Source organism: Pseudomonas sp. BF-RE-21, from assembly GCF_019947305.1.
Lineage (GTDB): Bacteria > Pseudomonadota > Gammaproteobacteria > Pseudomonadales > Pseudomonadaceae > Aquipseudomonas > Aquipseudomonas migulae.
This window is the reverse complement of the sequence record NZ_JAGYGF010000023.1, coordinates 34022-49952: the sequence shown is the minus strand read 5'-3', so window position 1 is coordinate 49952 and position 15931 is coordinate 34022. Positions and strand designations below refer to the sequence as shown.

Sequence of the window (15931 nt, the reverse complement as noted above, 5' to 3'; positions counted from 1 at the left end):
AATTGCTGACTTGGCTCTGGCGTCGTTCAAGCCTTCGCGCTGACGGCGGCAGCCGATGGGGCGGGAATCGGATTGCGCATCAGCGTGCCCACCACCAACGCCCCCAGCAATGCGAGCAATCCGGCGACCAACAACAAGAGACTGAAGCCGCCGACGAACGCCTGTCGTGCCAACGGTTCGACCACGCTGCGTGCGGCTTCCGGCAACAAGTCCAGCGCTGCCGGCATGTCACCGGCCACCACCCGTGACGCGATGCCTTGGGTCTGGGCGAGCCATTGCGCGCCTTGTGCCGACAAATCTGCGCGCAACAACTGTTCGGCATGGCTGGACAGCAACGCGCCGTACACGCCGATGGCCAGCACGATCGCACTGAAACGCATGGTGGTGCTCATGCCCGAGGCCATCCCGGTGCGCTCCCTGGGCACGCAGGCCATGATGTTTTTCTGCGTGTCGCCGTTGAGCAGCCCGGCCCCCGCGCCGGTGACGGCAATCGCCAGGGCAAAAGGCAGGTAACCGCCGCTGCTGACCGCCCAGGCACTGAGCAGATTGCCGCTGCCGACCAGGGTCAAACCGGTCGCCATCAACGTGGCCGGGGCAAATCGACTGGCCAGGCGCACGCCGATACGCGGGCAAATCAACATGGTCAGGGCAAACGGCAACATGCCCAACCCTGAGGCGATGGCCGAGAAACCCAGGCCGTTTTGCAGATAAAACGGCAGCAACGTCATCATCACTTGCGCGCAACCGGCGTAGGCAAACATGCCCAGCAGCGCGCCAATGAAGCGCGGATGTTTGAACAATTGCAGGTCGACCATCGGCCGCCGCTGCATCCGCTCGATCACGACGAACAACCCCAGTAACAGCGCGCCGCCGATCAGTCGGGCGTAAGTGATCGGGTTGTTCCAGCCGATCCGGTTGGCCTCGATCAGACCCCAGATCAGGCACAACAAACTGCCACTGAACGCCAGGCTGCCCCACGGATCGAGGCGTGCGGATTGAGGGTCGCGGGATTCCGGCACCGCACGCCAGACCATGACCATCAGAAACAGGCCCACTGGCAAATTGAGGTAGAAGATCCAGCGCCAGCCAATGAATTCAGTGATCAAGCCGCCGACGGTCGGCGCGGCGGTCATCGCCACGCCCATGCACGCGCCCCAGAACGCCCAGGCCTTGGCCCGTTCCACTTCATCGTGAAACGTATGGCCGATAGAGGCCAGGGCCGAGGTCAGCAGCAACGCCGCGCCGACCCCCTTGATCGCCCGTGCGATGTCGAGGAACAACGCGTTGGGCGCAGCGCCGCAACCGATGGACGCCAGAATGAAAATGCCCAGGCCGCAGAGCAGGGTTTTCTGCCGGCCGAAGCGGTCGGCGATGCTGCCCGCCGGCAGCAACAGGGCGGCGAAGGCGAGCATGTAGGCGCTGACCACCCATTCGATGTCGGCAAAATTGGCGCCCAGGTCCCGGGCGATCGTCGGCAGGGTGACGGCGACGATGTTGGTATCGAGGACGATCAACGAACACACGCCAGAGGCGGTCAGCAATGTGAGGCGCGGATTGACGCGGCTCATGAGCGGATTGCCTTTTGCACAAGGCTGCTTTCTGTAACGGCGAAAAGGGGTTTGACGTACATGCTGTGGGCTCTCTACTGTGATTGCCGAATGAGCTTATCGCGACCGCTTGTGCGCTTCGTTAGCCGAAAACCGGCACTTCATTACCTTTGAGCTAATGCGTCGATGGACATACGGCATTTCCGCTACTTTCTGGCCGTTGCCCGGCAAGGCAACTTCACGCGTGCTGCCGAACAACTCGGTATCGCACCGCCGACCCTGACTCGACAGATCCAGGACATGGAGAACGAACTCGGCACGCGACTGTTCGTGCGCCAGACCCGTGAAGTCAGCCTGACCGAAGCCGGCGCCGCACTGCTGATTGAAGCCGAGGCGACGGTGCGGCAATTCGAGTACGCCCAACGCAACGCCCAGCGCGCCGGGCGAGGGGATATCGGTCATATCGAGCTGGGTTACGTGGCTTCTGCGGTGTACTCGGGCCTGCTGCAAAAGCAGGTGCAGGCGTTCAGCCGCGAATGCCCGGACGTCAGCCTCAACGTGCGCGAAAGCCCGATGGCGAGCTTGCCGGCGATGGTCCTCGAAGGCCGGTTCGATATCGGTTATGTGCGTTCACCCATGACGTTGCCCGAGGGGCTGGAAGCCATTCGCCTCGACGCGGAAGGTTTTGTGCTGGCGCTGTCGAGCGAGTCGTGGCTGTGCCGTTTGACCGAGATCGGCCCGGAGCATTTGCAGGGTGAGACGTTCATTCTGCCAGAGCAGATCAGCGGCACCTTGCAAGTCGCCGCCGAGGGCGGGTTTGCGCCGAAACTCGGGGCGCAACCCGGCGGGCTGGTGGCGGTGCTGGCGCTGGTGTCGCTGGGGCAGGGCGTGGCGGTGGTGCCGGAGTCGGTGGTCGGGCACGTCGGGTTGCCCGGTGTGGTTTACCGGTCGATCAAAGGGTGTGAGGCGAGCTCGTGGCTGTCGTTGGTTTATCGGCGGTTTGAGAAGTCAGCGGCGGTGGTGCGGTATATCGAACGGGTGAAAAACCGTTAAAAGATCGCAGCCTTCTACAGATTTTGTAATGATTTCTGGCTGTAGGAAAAGTCGCTTTCACCTGTACGCTCCAAGGCCTTTTTCCTTTCAGGACTTGCATGAACACCCTCTCGGAGCCCCCCAGTTATCCTTCCCTTCAGCGCCATCGTGCGCGCCTGATACACGCGAAACACCCGGTCTTTCGCCTTCCGAACACCCTTGTCATTGCAGCTCCACGGCCTCTGCGCCGCGCCTTGCCGTGCCCGGCATTCTGAATTCACTGAAGAGATCGAGACGTTTTTATGGAATGGATAGCTGACCCCACCGCGTGGCTGGGCCTGTTGACGTTGATCGTACTGGAGCTGGTGCTCGGCATCGATAACCTGGTGTTTATCGCGATCCTGGCGGACAAACTGCCGCCCGAGCAGCGTGATCGTGCACGAATCATCGGTTTGTCCCTGGCCTTGCTGATGCGCCTGGGCCTGCTGGCGAGTATTTCCTGGCTGGTGACCCTGACCCAGCCGCTGTTCGAGGTGTTCGAGCACAGTTTCTCCGGCCGTGACCTGATCATGTTGTTCGGTGGTGTGTTCCTGTTGTTCAAAGCGACGATGGAATTGCACGAGCGACTTGAAGGCCATGTCGGCCAGCGCTCGTCCAACACGGCTTACGCGCTGTTCTGGCCGATCGTCGCGCAGATCGTGGTGCTCGACGCGGTGTTCTCCCTCGACGCGGTGATTACCGCCGTGGGCATGGTCGATGAGCTGGCGGTCATGATGATCGCGGTGATCATCTCCATCGGCCTGATGATTGTCGCCAGCAAGCCGCTGACCCGTTTCGTCAACGCACACCCGACGGTGATCATGCTGTGCCTGGGTTTCCTGATGATGATCGGCTTCGCGCTGACCGCTGAAGGCCTGGGCTTCCATATTCCGAAGGGCTACCTGTACGCGGCCATTGGTTTCTCGATCCTGATCGAGTTGTTCAACCAGATCGCCCGGGCGCGCCGCAAAAAGTCCATGCAGGGCCTGCGACCGATGCGCGAGCGCACGGCCCATGCGGTTTTGCGTTTGCTGGGGGGGCGCAAACTGGCGGTGGAAGAGGTCGGCGAAGAGATTGCCGACATGCTCGACAACGGCGAGGCGCCGAGCGAAGAGCTGTTCGACCGTCGCGAGCGGGTGATGATCAGCGGCGTGCTGCAACTGGCCGAGCGCCCGATTCGCACGTTGATGACGGTCCGTGCCGACGTCGATCACATCGACCTGTCCGACGACGCAGAAGCCATTCGTACACGGCTGATGCATTCGTCCTACTCGCGCCTGCCGTTGATACGCGACGGTGCGGTGGATGAGCCGCTGGGCTTCGTGCACAAGAAGGAATTGCTCAAGGAATACCTGGCCGGCAACGAGCCGGACCTTGAGCATCTGGCGCGCAAGACCATCAACCTGCTGGACAGTTATTCGATCCTCAATGCCCTGGAACAGATGCGCCAGGCCTCGACGCACATCGCCTTTGTGGTCAATGAGTTCGGTGACTTCGTTGGCGTGCTGACCATGACCGACATTCTTGAATCGATTGCCGGCGAGTTGCCCGACGCCAGCGAAATCGAGGGGCCGGACGTGGTGGAAGAGCCGGGCGGGTTCAGGGTCAATGGTGCGTTGAACCTGATGCGGGTTCGCCAGCGTACCGGGTTCGCCGTAGAGCCGACCGAGGACTATCAGACCTTGGCGGGGCTGGTGATGAGCTTGCTGGATCGTCTGCCGATGATTGGCGACAGCCATGAGTGGGAAGGCTGGCGCATGACGGTGATGGCGGTTGAGGAGCGGCGGGTGACGCGGGTGTTCCTGGCGCGGATCGGTGGGTGATTATTCGCTGAGTTTGAGGGCCTCATCGCGGTGAGGCCCTCACATTCACCTCAACCCTTCGCGGATTGCTCTTCCAGCTGATCCGACTCAAACAGCTTCGCCAGTTCCGCCCTGGCTTCCTGCGCGGTCTGCAACACCTTCGCCGCATCGTCATACACCGCATGCTGCGCTTCCAGCACTTGCTCGTCGTGATGCTGGAAACGCTTGATCCGTGCATCGGCCTGCGCCTGGGTCAGGCCCAATCCCACCAGCGTGCGCCGGCTCATTTCCAGGCTCGAATAATAGGTTTCCCGAATCGCCTCGGCCCCCAGGTCCACCAACCGGTGCACATGCTGACGGTTACGGGCGCGGGCGATGATCTTGATGTGCGGATACAGCCGGTGCACGACCTCGGCGGTCTTGATGTTGGTGTCCGGGTCGTCGGTGGCGATGATGAAATATTCCGCCTGCTCGACCTTGGCCGCGCTGAGGATTTCCGGGCGCATCGGGTCGCCGTAGAACACCGGCACGCCGCCAAAGCTGCGCGACAGTTCGATGGTTTCCACCGAGGTGTCGAGGGCGACGAACTTGATGTTCTGCGCGCGCAGGATACGGGCGACGATCTGCCCCATCCGGCCCATGCCGGCAATCACCACACGCGGCTCGTCGGTGTCGATCTCGCGGAATTTCTCCGGCACCACCACCGGCTGCACCTTGGGGCTGACCAGTCGCGCGCAGATCAGCAACAACAACGGCGTCACCGCCATGGACAGGGTGATGGTCAGCACCAGCAGATCGTACAGGCGCGGTTCGAACAAACCCTGGTCGCGACCGATCTTGAACACCACAAACGCAAACTCACCGCCCGCCGCCAGTACGATGCCGAGGCGAATCGCACTGACCTTGCCCAAACCGCCAGCCAGCCGCCCCACGACAAAAAGCAGCGGCAGCTTGATGGCGATCAGCAGCAGGGTCAGGCCCAGCACCGTGATCGGCGCGCTGAGCAGCAGGCTGAGATTCGCGCCCATGCCGACGCTGATGAAAAACAGCCCCAGCAGCAGGCCTTTGAACGGTTCGATCTGCGCTTCCAGTTCGTGGCGGTATTCGGAATCCGCCAGCAGCAAACCGGCGAGGAACGCGCCCAGTGCCATCGATACGCCGACCAGATCCATCAGCCACGCCGTGCCGATCACCACCAGCAACGCAGTAGCGGTGGAAACCTCCGGCAGACCGGTGCGGGCGACCACACGGAACACCGGTCGCAGCAGATACCGGCCGCCGATCACCACCACGGCGATGCTGCCCAAAACGCGCAAGCCGTGGTTCAAATCCTCAGTCGCGGTGGTGGTGTGATCGCCGCCCGCCAGCAACGGCACCATGGCGATCAGTGGGATCGCTGCGATGTCCTGGAACAGCAGAATCGCGAATGCCAGACGCCCATGGGGGCTGGTCAATTCCTTGCGTTCGGCCAGGCTTTGCAGGCCGAAGGCCGTGGAGGACAGTGCCAGGCCCAGCCCCAGCACAATCGCACTGTTCAACGGCTGGCCAAACACGAACAGCGCCACCACGCCAATCACCGATCCGGTCAGCAGCACCTGCGCCAGACCGACGCCAAACACCGATTTGCGCATCACCCACAAGCGTCGCGGCGACAGCTCCAGGCCGATGATAAACAGCAGCAACACCACGCCGAGTTCGGAAATATGACTGACGCTTTGCGGGTTGCCGATCAGCCCCAGTACCGACGGCCCGATGATCACCCCGGCAAACAGATAACCCAGCACCGCCCCGAGTTGCAGGCGCTTGGCTAAAGGAACGGTGAGCACCGCCGCGAACAGGAACACGACAGCGGCTTGCAACAGGTTGCCTTCATGGGGCATGGGGAAACTCCAGAACTCGGTACGGCGGGGGGTACAAGGATAAAGGCTGAGACGACGGGCGCAAGCCAGGCCTGCAATGATTGTATGGATGGCGCGTTGTTGCGTATTTCACCTGCAACAAAGCCGATGAACAGAAACCCCCAATGTTTATTCAGTTCCTTTTTAGTTGAGAACGAGGGATTTCAACGTGAGGAAAAATGCCGTCCCATTGCGCATCGATCCGCCAGATTCGCTCACTCAAATCAGGATGGGTTGCAAATAAACGATCCATTGCCGACGACACGCCAGTATTGAAATACAGGTGACTGAACTCACCCGCCCTGGCGGCCTTGATGTGCGAACCTTGTGCATGACCGCCAATCTTTTTCAGTGCGCCGGCAATGCTTTGCGGATTTCGGGTGTACTGCACCGCCGTGGCATCGGCCAGAAATTCACGTTGCCGACTGACGGCGGCCTTGATCAGACTGCCAAAAAAACTTCCGGCGAATCCGGCTATACACAAAAAAATGCCGATCAGTACACCCGCCAGTTTCAGTCGTTGGTCACGGTGGTTGCTCTGACTCGCTTTGACCAATATCAGGCTGCCCGCCAGTCCGAGCACCAGCAGTCCGCTAATGATTGCCAGCATGTGCATGTTGAGACGCATGTCCCCGTTGTAGATATGGCTGAACTCATGGGCAATCACGCCTTGCAGCTCTTCTCGCGTGAGCAGCGATATCGCACCCTGCGTCACGCCGATCACTGCATCTTCGGGGGTAAACCCGGCCGCGAAGGCGTTGATGCCCTCATCCGGTAACAGATAGACCGTCGGCACAGCGATGCCTGAGGCAAGCGCCATTTCCTCGACGATGTTGATCAGACGTTGCTCTTCGAGCGTTCGCCCGCCGTGATTGATCAGACGTCCGCCCAGTTTTTCTGCGATGACCTTGCCGCCGGCCCGGAGCTCTGCGTACTTGACCAGACTGCCCAGCAGAACAACGCCGATGATTAACGGCGCCACAACCCCGACGGCTTGCCAGTTGAGGGTCAATCTGCGGCTGCCGTCATTCGCATGGTCAAGACTGAATGCGAGGCAGGTTATGGTGATCAGGCTTAGCACCGACAGGATCATCAACAGGACGAGCAGCGCCGTTCGGTGTTTGGCCTGGCGCTGTTGCTCAAAAAAATTCATCGGACCATCCGTGGGCAAAGCGTTTTAGAAGGAAACCTGAGGTGCTTGTTGAATAGACGCGGTGTCGGGGAATTCCAGCGGGGTGGCATCGGCGGCATGGCCGAAGCGAGCGGCCAGTAGCACGGCGGGAAAGCTTTGTTTGAGATTGTTGTAGGTCAGCACCGCGTCGTTGAACACTTGGCGGGCGAAAGTCACTTTGTTTTCAGTGCTGCTGATTTCTTCACTGAGTTGCTGCATGGCCTGCAAAGCCTGGAGTTCCGGGTAGGCTTCCAGGGTGACATTCAGTCGCCCCATGGCGCTGCTGAGTACACCATCCGCCAGACTCAGTTGCGCAATATTACGCGCGTCGCCCGGTTGAGCCTGGGCGGCCTTGAGCCCGGCCAGTGCGTTGTTGCGGGCGGCGATGACGGCCTCGAGCGTCTCGCGCTCATGGGTCAGATAACCTTTGGCGGTTGCTACCAGATTGGGGATCAGGTCATAGCGGCGCTTGAGTTGCACCTCAACCTGCGCGAAGGCATTTGCTATTTCATTGCGGCGGGCGACCAGGCTATTGAAGAGCCCGATGACGTACAGAATGCCTAGAACCAGAACGGCCAAAATGACCAGCAAGACGATGCTGTTAGTACTCATGGTGTGATGTCCTTGTTCACGGAAGGAGATTTTGCGCAGGATGTTAACGGAAAACCCAAGGCTTGACTGCTTTCGGCCAAGTCAGGTTGATCGTGCAGCTTCATGTCGGCCAGTGGAGCGTCAAACCCTATTCGCTGTGAACCCGCACCGGGGGCTCGGTGCCCAACCGATACTGATTATTCCCGCTGCGCTTGGCTTCATACATCGCCAGGTCTGCAATATGAATCAACCGGTCCATGCTCGGCGCATGATCGGGGAACACCGCGACGCCCAGGCTGGTGCCGATGTGGCGCTGGTCGTTGCCGATGGTCACGGGTGGTGAGAGTTCGACGAAGATTTTCTGGCAGATGTTGCGGGCTTCGTCTTGCAAACTGCCGCCTTGCGGCAGGCCCTGGAGGATGACCACGAATTCGTCGCCACCGATGCGGGCGACGGTGTCGGTTGAGCGCAGGATTCGCTTCAGGCGCGTGGCGGTGGTGACGAGTACGCGGTCGCCGGCGGCATGGCCGTAACGGTCGTTGATGGCCTTGAAACCATTGAGGTCGACGAACACCAGCGCTACTCGGGTGGCGGTGATTCGGGCTTGTTCTAGCGCTTCGGACAAACGCTCTTCGAGCACCAACCGGTTGGGCAGGCCGGTCAACGGGTCGAAATGGGCCAGGTGCTGCAGGTAACTGGCGGAGGCTTTTTCCTCGGTGATGTCGCGGACCACGCCCATCATCTTGATCGTTTCATCGTGGTTGTTTTTCACCACGTTGCCGGTCTCGCGCAACCAGCGGATGGTGCCGTCGGGCCAGATGACCCGGTATTCCTCGTCATGGTTCTCGCCGGTTTCCAGGCAACGCAGCTCACCGGCCCGCACCCTGACCCGGTCGTCGGGATGCACGCAGGCGCAAAACAAGGCGTAGGAGGGCGTCACTTCGCCGATCTTGAAGCCGAACATGCCGTAAATCGCGTCCGACCAGTAGAGCCGATCGGTGTCGACATCCCAGTCCCAGGTGCCGATTCGGGCGAAATACTGGCTGCGTTTGAAGCGTTCGGCGTCGCTGTCCTGATGGATGTTTTGTCGTTCGGACAGGTGGGTGATGAGCACGCGATATTCGTCGAGCTGCTTTCGCAGCGAACGCTCGCGACAGATCAGCGCGATAATCAGGGCAAGCAGCAACGCGCAAATGGCTGCGCCGGTCCAGACATGAATCATGCAGAGGTTGCCGTCATGGCGTTTTGATTCCTAGGGTAGGTGCTGCATATCTTAGTTCACGCCTAGTGACAGAAACAGGCCGTATGGGTTGCCAATCGCGCACGTTTCTGGGAAAACGGCGCCGTTACGTCCAATTGGGCGAATGAACAATAGAGTGAACATGATGAATGATGAACTGCAGGTAATCGATCTTGAAGCGGGCGACGGCAAAGCTGCCGTCAAAGGTGCGCTGATCACCACCCAGTATCGTGGCTGGCTGGAAGACGGTAGCGAGTTCGATTCTTCCTACAGCCGGGGCAAACCTTTCCAGTGCGTGATCGGCACCGGACGTGTGATCAAAGGCTGGGATCAGGGGATCATGGGGATGCAGGTCGGTGGCAAGCGCAAATTGCTGGTGCCGGCACATTTGGGCTATGGCGAGCGCACGATGGGGGCGATCCCGCCGAACTCGAACCTGATTTTCGAGATTGAATTGCTGGAGGTTTTGACGCGGGATGATTGATTGGCGCGTCAGGGGGGATGTGTTGTTTGTCATGCCGCCATCGCCGGCAAGTACGCAATCCCTGTAGGAGCCGGCTTGCTGGCGATGAACGATAACGCGGTCAATCTGGCATGACTAACCCTGAAACGTCTCCCGGTACGCATACAACCCCGGTGTCCCGCCCGTCATCACAAACAGCACGTTGTCCCCGGCGCGAAAACGTTCTTGCTTGAGATCCGCCACCAGGCCGGCAAACGCCTTGCCGGAGTACACCGGGTCGATCAACAGACCTTCGGCGCGAGCCATCAGTCGCACGGCGTCTTGCATGGCTGGCGTCGGCAGGCCGTATCCCTCGCCCAACTGACTGCCGTCGATCACAACCTCTTCTGGCCGTACGGTGGCGGTGTTGCCCAGTAAAGCCAGGGTGTCCTGGGTCAATTTCAGGGTTCTGGCGGCTGACGATTCCCTATCCGACAACACCGAATAAGACTTGACCATCGAGGCCCCTCGGTCCAGCAACTGGAAGCCTGCCGCGAGCCCAGCGTGGGTGCCGGCGCTGCCGTTGGGCACCACGACCTGATTGAAGACCAGGCCGAGTGCCGTCTCCTGCTGCATGATTTCTGCGGCGCAACGCGCATAACCGAGACTGCCGAGGGGCGTTGAACCGCCCATGGGAATCACCAGCACCTTGTGGCCCGCGTCCCGAAGTTGCGCCGCGCGAGCCTCGGCCCGGGCGAGCGAGTCGGTGCCTCCCGCCAGCACTTGCAGTTGAGCGCCAAACAATTGATCGAGCAGCACATTGCCGTTGAGTTCGTAATCCACATCACTCTTGGGGACCGAGCGGGTCAGGATCAATTCGCAGGCGATGCCCAGGCGTGCGCAGGCTGCGGCGGTCAGGCGCGCATGGTTGGACTGCACGCCGCCGACGGTAATGACCGTATCAATGCCGGCCTGCTGCGCCGCACCGATATGGAATTCGAGTTTGCGCAGTTTATTGCCGCCACCACCCAGCAACATGTGATCGTCGCGCTTGAGGAACAGGCGAATTCCTCGCGTCCCCAGGCCCAACAGCTGTTCGAGGCGTTCGGCTCGTTGAATGGGCGTGGGGCCTTGCAGAAGGTCTGCTCGCGCAAATGCGCTCAGGGCTTTGTCCAGTTGGGTTTGCATCGATGGCGCCTCGCTGACGTTTATCAGAGTGACTCTAGGGAGAAAGTCACTCGCGATAAACGCATTGCCAGTCATTACACCCTTAACCTGATGTAACAAATGCGCCGGCGTGATCTTCACGAGAACAGCGGGATTCGGCCATTCAGGGAAGGGCGGTAGCGCCAGGTCAATCGCTCCAGCGCGGGTTTCAATGCCAGAATCTGCCTCAGCGTGGCGCTGGCGATACTCATGGCCAGCATCTGCCCCGGGCATTGATGACGACCGGCACCGAAGGTGAAACTGCGTCGCTGCGGGCGTTCGAGCATGAATGCATCAGGCTGCTCATTGAACTGCGGGTCGCGATTGGCCGACGCCAGCATCACCAGGATCACATCGCACGCATTGAAGTTCATACCCTCGATTTCACAGGATGCGGCGACGAAGCGACGGGTGTTCTGTACCGGCGGATCGAAGCGCTGGACTTCGGCCAACAGGTCGTCAATGTTGATCGAATCGTTCAGCCACTGCGGATGTCGAATCAACGCCAGTAACGCATTGCCGATCAGCCCGGCGGTGGCTTCATAGGTTTGCGAGAACAGGCCGATGAGGTTGGCAATCAGGGCTTCGCTGTCGGCGGAGGTTGCCGAAAACCGCTGGCGGATACCGGCAAGAAGGGCGCTTTGATTGTCCGGGTCGTCCAGCAACTCAATGAAATAACCGCGCAACTGTTCCGCCGCCGCATGGGCAGCGTCCAGTTGTGCCTGAGCGCTGAGGGGCGACAGGCACGCGACGAAATCCCCGGTCAGCTCGCTGATCACCCGAGCCTGTGCGGGCGAAAAACCCAGCAACGCCGCCACTACGCACACCGGGCCAAGAAACATTGCCTTGTGCAGCCCTTCGGCGTCGGGGCTGAGCAACCGCGCACCGACCAACGCATTGACTTCCTCCCCGTCAATAAGCGCCACCTCCGGCTGGATCGCCGATCTTGGGCAACGCTGGCGTTCGCCCTCGTTCATCCGCATCAACTGACTGAAGACCTTGCCGGCCATGCCACTGGCAATGGCCTTGGGCACTGATTCGTGAGTCGGCCGCACGTGACAGTCAGGATGCGCCAGCACCGCCGCCACGGCTTTGGCGCTACTGGCCACCCACAGTTTCAGTCCCTGGTGAAAAACCAGTCCGCCTTGAGCGCGCAGTTGCGCGTAATAAGGATAAGGATCGGCATGAGTCGCAGCGATGATCGGGTCCATGGGTCGCAGCCTTGTTCGTGGTGGGAAAAGTGTTGCTACTATCTCCAGTCCGAAAGGGGCTTGATTCGTCCGGGAGCGAAATATGAACGCAGAACTTCACGACCTCGGTGTTTCACAGGTGGCGGCGGCCATTGCCGAACCGGCCCGGACCAAAATGTTGTGTTCTTTGATGGACGGCCACGCCCGCACCAGCACCGAGTTGGCGGCGATTGCCGAAGTCAGCGCTTCCACTGCCAGCGCGCATCTGGCCAAACTCAAGGAACTGGCGCTGCTGCGTCTGCACGTCCAGGGGCGCCATCGCTATTACAGCCTCGCGGACAAACGCGTGGCCCAGGCGCTGGAAGCGTTGATGGTGATCGGCCAGAACACCGCGCCGACCTTCAACCCACGCACTCCGGATCGCCTGCAATTTGCCCGCACGTGCTACGACCACATGGCCGGCACGCTGGCGGTGTTGCTGCATGACCGGCTGCTGGAAAAAGGCTGGTTGCTGGAAACCGATGAACAGGCTTATCGGTTGAGTGACAGCGGCGAGGCGTTGTTCGAAGGGCTGGGCATTGAAGTCAACGACCTGACCACGCAGCGCCGACGGTTTGCCTGCCCGTGCCTGGACTGGAGCATGCGCCGACCGCATCTGGGTGGTTCGTTGGGCGCGGCGTTGCTGCAAACGGCGATCAAGCGCAAATGGGTGACGCAGGATCTGGACAGCCGGGCGCTGACGTTGACCGTGTTGGGCCGCAAGGAAATCGGCGCCCGGTTTGACCTGAAGCAAAGTCTGCCCGTCGGCGAGCTGATTCCGGGATTGATCACCCAGGCCGGTCAGGTCAGCGGCATCAAGGGCAGGGTGGGCAAGCGCCTCACACTGGCAAACGGAGTTTCTGACTGATAAAGAAAGACTCTCCCTGAAAAACACAGAGCCTGTAGGAGCCAGCTTGCTGGCGATGAGCTCAAGTGCGTCGCGGTGAACCAGTCCGTACGCGTTATCGTTAACGACCATCGCCAGCAAGCTGGCTCCTACAATGGATCGGGCTAAGCCAGTCGAAGCCCCAAAAGAAAGCCCCCCATCGCCAAGACGATGGGGGGCTTGGATGCAGCAGAGGTCAGGTCAAACCTTGACGATCCAGCCTGCTGGCGCTTCGATCTCACCGGTTTGCACGCCGGTCAGCTCTTTGTAGAGCTTCTGGGTGACCGGGCCGACCTCGGTTTCGCTGTGGAACACGTGCAGGTGGTCGTTGTAGCTGATACCGCCGATCGGGGTGATCACGGCAGCCGTACCGCAAGCGCCGGCTTCCTTGAAGTCGGACAGCTTGTCGATGAACACGTCACCTTCAACCACTTCCAGGCCCAGACGCGTCTTGGCCAGTTCGATCAACGACAGACGGGTGATGCCCGGCAGCACCGACGGCGAGTTCGGGGTGACGAACTTGTTGTCGTGGGTGATCCCGAAGAAGTTGGCCGAACCGACTTCTTCGATTTTGGTGTGGGTCATCGGGTCCAGGTAGATGCAGTCGGCAAAATGCGCCTTCTTGGCCTGGGAACCAGGCATCAGGCTGGCGGCGTAGTTGCCACCGACCTTGGCTGCGCCGGTGCCTTGTGGGGCGGCACGGTCGTAGCTGGAGATCAGGAAGTTGTGCGGGGTCAGGCCACCTTTGAAGTAAGCGCCGACCGGGATGCAGAAGATCGAGAAGATGAACTCGGGTGCGGTACGCACGCCGATGTTGTCACCCACGCCGATCACGAACGGGCGCAGGTACAGCGCGCCGCCAGTGCCGTAAGGCGGGATGAAACGCTCGTTGGCGCGGACCACTTCCTTGCACGCTTCGATGAACTGCTCGGTCGACACATGCGGCATCAGCAGGCGGGCGCAGCTGCGCTGCATGCGGGCGGCGTTCTGGTCCGGGCGGAACAGGTTGATCGAACCGTCCTTGCAACGGTAGGCCTTCAGGCCTTCGAAGCATTGCTGGCCATAGTGAAGGGCAGTCGAGCCTTCGCTGATGTGCAGCACATTGTCTTCGGTCAGGGTGCCTTTGTCCCACTCGCCATTACGCCAGTGCGACAGATAGCGCTTGTCTGTCTTGATGTAATCAAAACCCAGCTTGTCCCAATTGATGCTTTCGTTACCCATGACACCCTCTATCACTTAACAACCGTCGAAACGGTTCAAGGCTTCTGACGTTTTTTGGATGGGGACAACAATACTTCATTCCGGGCCTAAATCGCAGCCCGGACTATCGGATGACAGACAGATAAATTGTGTTGGCCTCAAGAAATCGCTAGCAGGCTAGCTCCCACAGGAGAACGCATTCCAAAGTGGGAGCTAGCCTGCTAGCGATGGGGCCATCTCTGCCGCCATCCATTGTTCTGAATTACAGGTGCAACGCATGCCCCAACGCACGCAACGCCGCTTCCTGGACGGCTTCGCCCAAGGTCGGATGCGCATGGATGGTGCCGGCGATGTCTTCCAGTCGGGCGCCCATTTCCAGGCTTTGGCCAAACGCGGTCGACAATTCCGAAACACCCACGCCAACGGCTTGCCAGCCAACAATCACGTGATTGTCCCGACGAGCGACCACTCGCACGAAGCCGCTTTTCGATTCCAGCGTCATCGCCCGGCCATTGGCCGCGAACGGGAAGCTTGAAACGATGCAGTCCAGGCCCGCGGCCTTGACCTCGTCCGGGGTCTTGCCGACCACCACCAGTTCCGGGTCGGTGAAGCACACGGCAGCGATAGCCGTCGGGTTGAACTCGCGGGTTTTACCGCTGATCAGCTCGGCCACCATCTCGCCCTGAGCCATGGCCCGGTGCGCAAGCATCGGTTCACCGCTGAGGTCGCCGATGGCGTAGACGTTGCGCATGCTGGTCTGGCAACGGTTGTCGATCTTGATCGCCGAGCCGTTCATGTCCAGATTCAGCGCTTCGAGGTTCCAGCCCTGGGTGTTGGGTTTGCGGCCAACGGCGACCAGTACCTGATCCGTTTCCAGGTTCAGGGTTTCGCCGTTCGGTTCGAGAACCTGCAACGTATTGTTATTAGAATCAAAGCCTTGGACGCTATGCTTCAAGTAAAGCTTCACGCCGAGTTTTTTCAATTCATCATGAACAGGCTGGGTCAGTTCAGCGTCGTAGGCCGGCAGGATGCGATCCTGCGCCTCGACCACGCTGACGTCGGCGCCGAGCTTGCGATAGGCAATCCCCAGTTCCAGACCGATGTAACCGCCACCGACCACCACCAGTCGTTTCGGTACCGATGTGGGTGCCAAGGCTTCGGTGGAGGAGATGATCGGCCCGCCAATCGGCAGCATTGGCAGGTTCACGCTTTTCGACCCGGTGGCGAGCACCAGGTGTTCGCACTGAATACGCGTATCGCCGACTTCTACGGTTTTACCATCGATAACTTTCGCAAAACCTTGAATAACTTGGATTTTGTTCTTTTTCAGCAGCGCCGAAACGCCGGTGGTCAGGCGATCAACGATACCGTCCTTCCACTCGACGCTTTTGCTTATATCGAGGGTCGGCGCCGAGACGCTGATGCCCAACGCAGAATGTTTGCTGTGGTGCTGCGTTTGGTGGAACTGCTCGGCAACGTGGATCAGCGCCTTCGACGGAATGCAGCCGATGTTCAGGCAGGTACCGCCCAACGATTCGCCTTCCACCAGAATGGTCGAGATGCCCAACTGACCGGCACGGATCGCCGTCACATAACCGCCAGGACCGCCGCCGATGATCAGCAGCGTGGTGTTCAAAATCTGCATGCC

At 60.3% G+C, this 15931-nt stretch carries 13 protein-coding genes; 4 read left to right on the top strand and 9 right to left on the bottom strand.

The genetic code is table 11. The features are described 5' to 3' along the window. Positions 1-26 precede the first annotated feature (26 nt). Positions 27-1568: an MFS transporter gene (locus KGB25_RS16755; RefSeq protein WP_223435912.1), complete on the bottom strand. Its 1542-nt coding sequence runs from the start codon at positions 1566-1568 to the stop codon at positions 27-29. 165 nt (positions 1569-1733) lie between these two features. Between KGB25_RS16755 and KGB25_RS16750 the strand changes: the two genes are divergently transcribed. Both KGB25_RS16750 and KGB25_RS16745 read left to right on the top strand, forming a co-directional pair. Next, positions 1734-2600, top strand: coding sequence for a LysR family transcriptional regulator (locus KGB25_RS16750; protein ID WP_008040050.1), 867 nt, complete (start codon positions 1734-1736; stop codon positions 2598-2600). A gap of 281 nt (positions 2601-2881) precedes the next feature. Then, positions 2882-4441, top strand: a complete 1560-nt coding sequence (locus tag KGB25_RS16745; RefSeq protein ID WP_223435910.1) for a TerC family protein — start codon at positions 2882-2884, stop codon at positions 4439-4441. Positions 4442-4491: 50 nt separating this feature from the next. On the opposite strand, the gene KGB25_RS16740 is transcribed toward KGB25_RS16745, so the two are convergent. The 4 genes from KGB25_RS16740 to KGB25_RS16725 form a co-directional block, all read right to left on the bottom strand. Beyond that, positions 4492-6300 carry a monovalent cation:proton antiporter-2 (CPA2) family protein gene (locus KGB25_RS16740; RefSeq protein WP_008040046.1) on the bottom strand — a complete coding sequence of 603 codons (1809 nt, stop codon included), beginning with the start codon at positions 6298-6300 and terminating at the stop codon, positions 4492-4494. A gap of 151 nt (positions 6301-6451) precedes the next feature. Beyond that, positions 6452-7471 (bottom strand): M48 family metallopeptidase, encoded by a 1020-nt coding sequence (locus KGB25_RS16735; RefSeq protein ID WP_223435907.1) that lies wholly within the window; start codon positions 7469-7471, stop codon positions 6452-6454. A 24-nt stretch (positions 7472-7495) separates the two neighbouring features. Beyond that, positions 7496-8101, bottom strand: coding sequence for a LemA family protein (locus KGB25_RS16730; RefSeq protein ID WP_192416579.1), 606 nt, complete (start codon positions 8099-8101; stop codon positions 7496-7498). Between the two features lie 127 nt (positions 8102-8228). Further along, complete coding sequence (locus KGB25_RS16725) at positions 8229-9302, bottom strand: sensor domain-containing diguanylate cyclase (protein WP_008040041.1); 1074 nt, start codon at positions 9300-9302, stop codon at positions 8229-8231. A gap of 163 nt (positions 9303-9465) precedes the next feature. Here KGB25_RS16725 and KGB25_RS16720 point away from each other — a divergent pair, with 163 nt between their 5' ends. Further along, on the top strand, positions 9466-9804 hold the full coding sequence (locus KGB25_RS16720; protein WP_032832522.1) for an FKBP-type peptidyl-prolyl cis-trans isomerase: 339 nt from the start codon (positions 9466-9468) through the stop codon (positions 9802-9804). A gap of 114 nt (positions 9805-9918) precedes the next feature. On the opposite strand, the gene KGB25_RS16715 is transcribed toward KGB25_RS16720, so the two are convergent. Both KGB25_RS16715 and KGB25_RS16710 read right to left on the bottom strand, forming a co-directional pair. Continuing rightward, the gene (locus tag KGB25_RS16715; RefSeq protein WP_223435904.1) at positions 9919-10950 is read right to left on the bottom strand and encodes a D-cysteine desulfhydrase family protein; all 1032 of its coding nucleotides are present in this window, start codon (positions 10948-10950) and stop codon (positions 9919-9921) included. A gap of 116 nt (positions 10951-11066) precedes the next feature. Continuing rightward, positions 11067-12179: a cytochrome P450 gene (locus tag KGB25_RS16710; RefSeq protein ID WP_223435902.1), complete on the bottom strand. Its 1113-nt coding sequence runs from the start codon at positions 12177-12179 to the stop codon at positions 11067-11069. A gap of 82 nt (positions 12180-12261) precedes the next feature. On the opposite strand from KGB25_RS16710, the gene KGB25_RS16705 reads away from it, so the two are divergent. Then, a complete protein-coding gene (locus tag KGB25_RS16705; RefSeq protein ID WP_223435900.1) occupies positions 12262-13065 on the top strand; it encodes an ArsR/SmtB family transcription factor in 804 nt (267 codons plus the stop codon). A 219-nt stretch (positions 13066-13284) separates the two neighbouring features. Here the strand turns inward: KGB25_RS16705 and KGB25_RS16700 are convergent, their stop codons facing one another. Both KGB25_RS16700 and lpdA read right to left on the bottom strand, forming a co-directional pair. Continuing rightward, positions 13285-14304 (bottom strand): branched-chain amino acid aminotransferase, encoded by a 1020-nt coding sequence (locus KGB25_RS16700; protein ID WP_008034076.1) that lies wholly within the window; start codon positions 14302-14304, stop codon positions 13285-13287. Positions 14305-14545: 241 nt separating this feature from the next. Beyond that, positions 14546-15928 carry a dihydrolipoyl dehydrogenase gene (gene lpdA, locus KGB25_RS16695; protein WP_192416574.1) on the bottom strand — a complete coding sequence of 461 codons (1383 nt, stop codon included), beginning with the start codon at positions 15926-15928 and terminating at the stop codon, positions 14546-14548. Between the last annotated feature and the right edge of the window lie 3 nt (positions 15929-15931).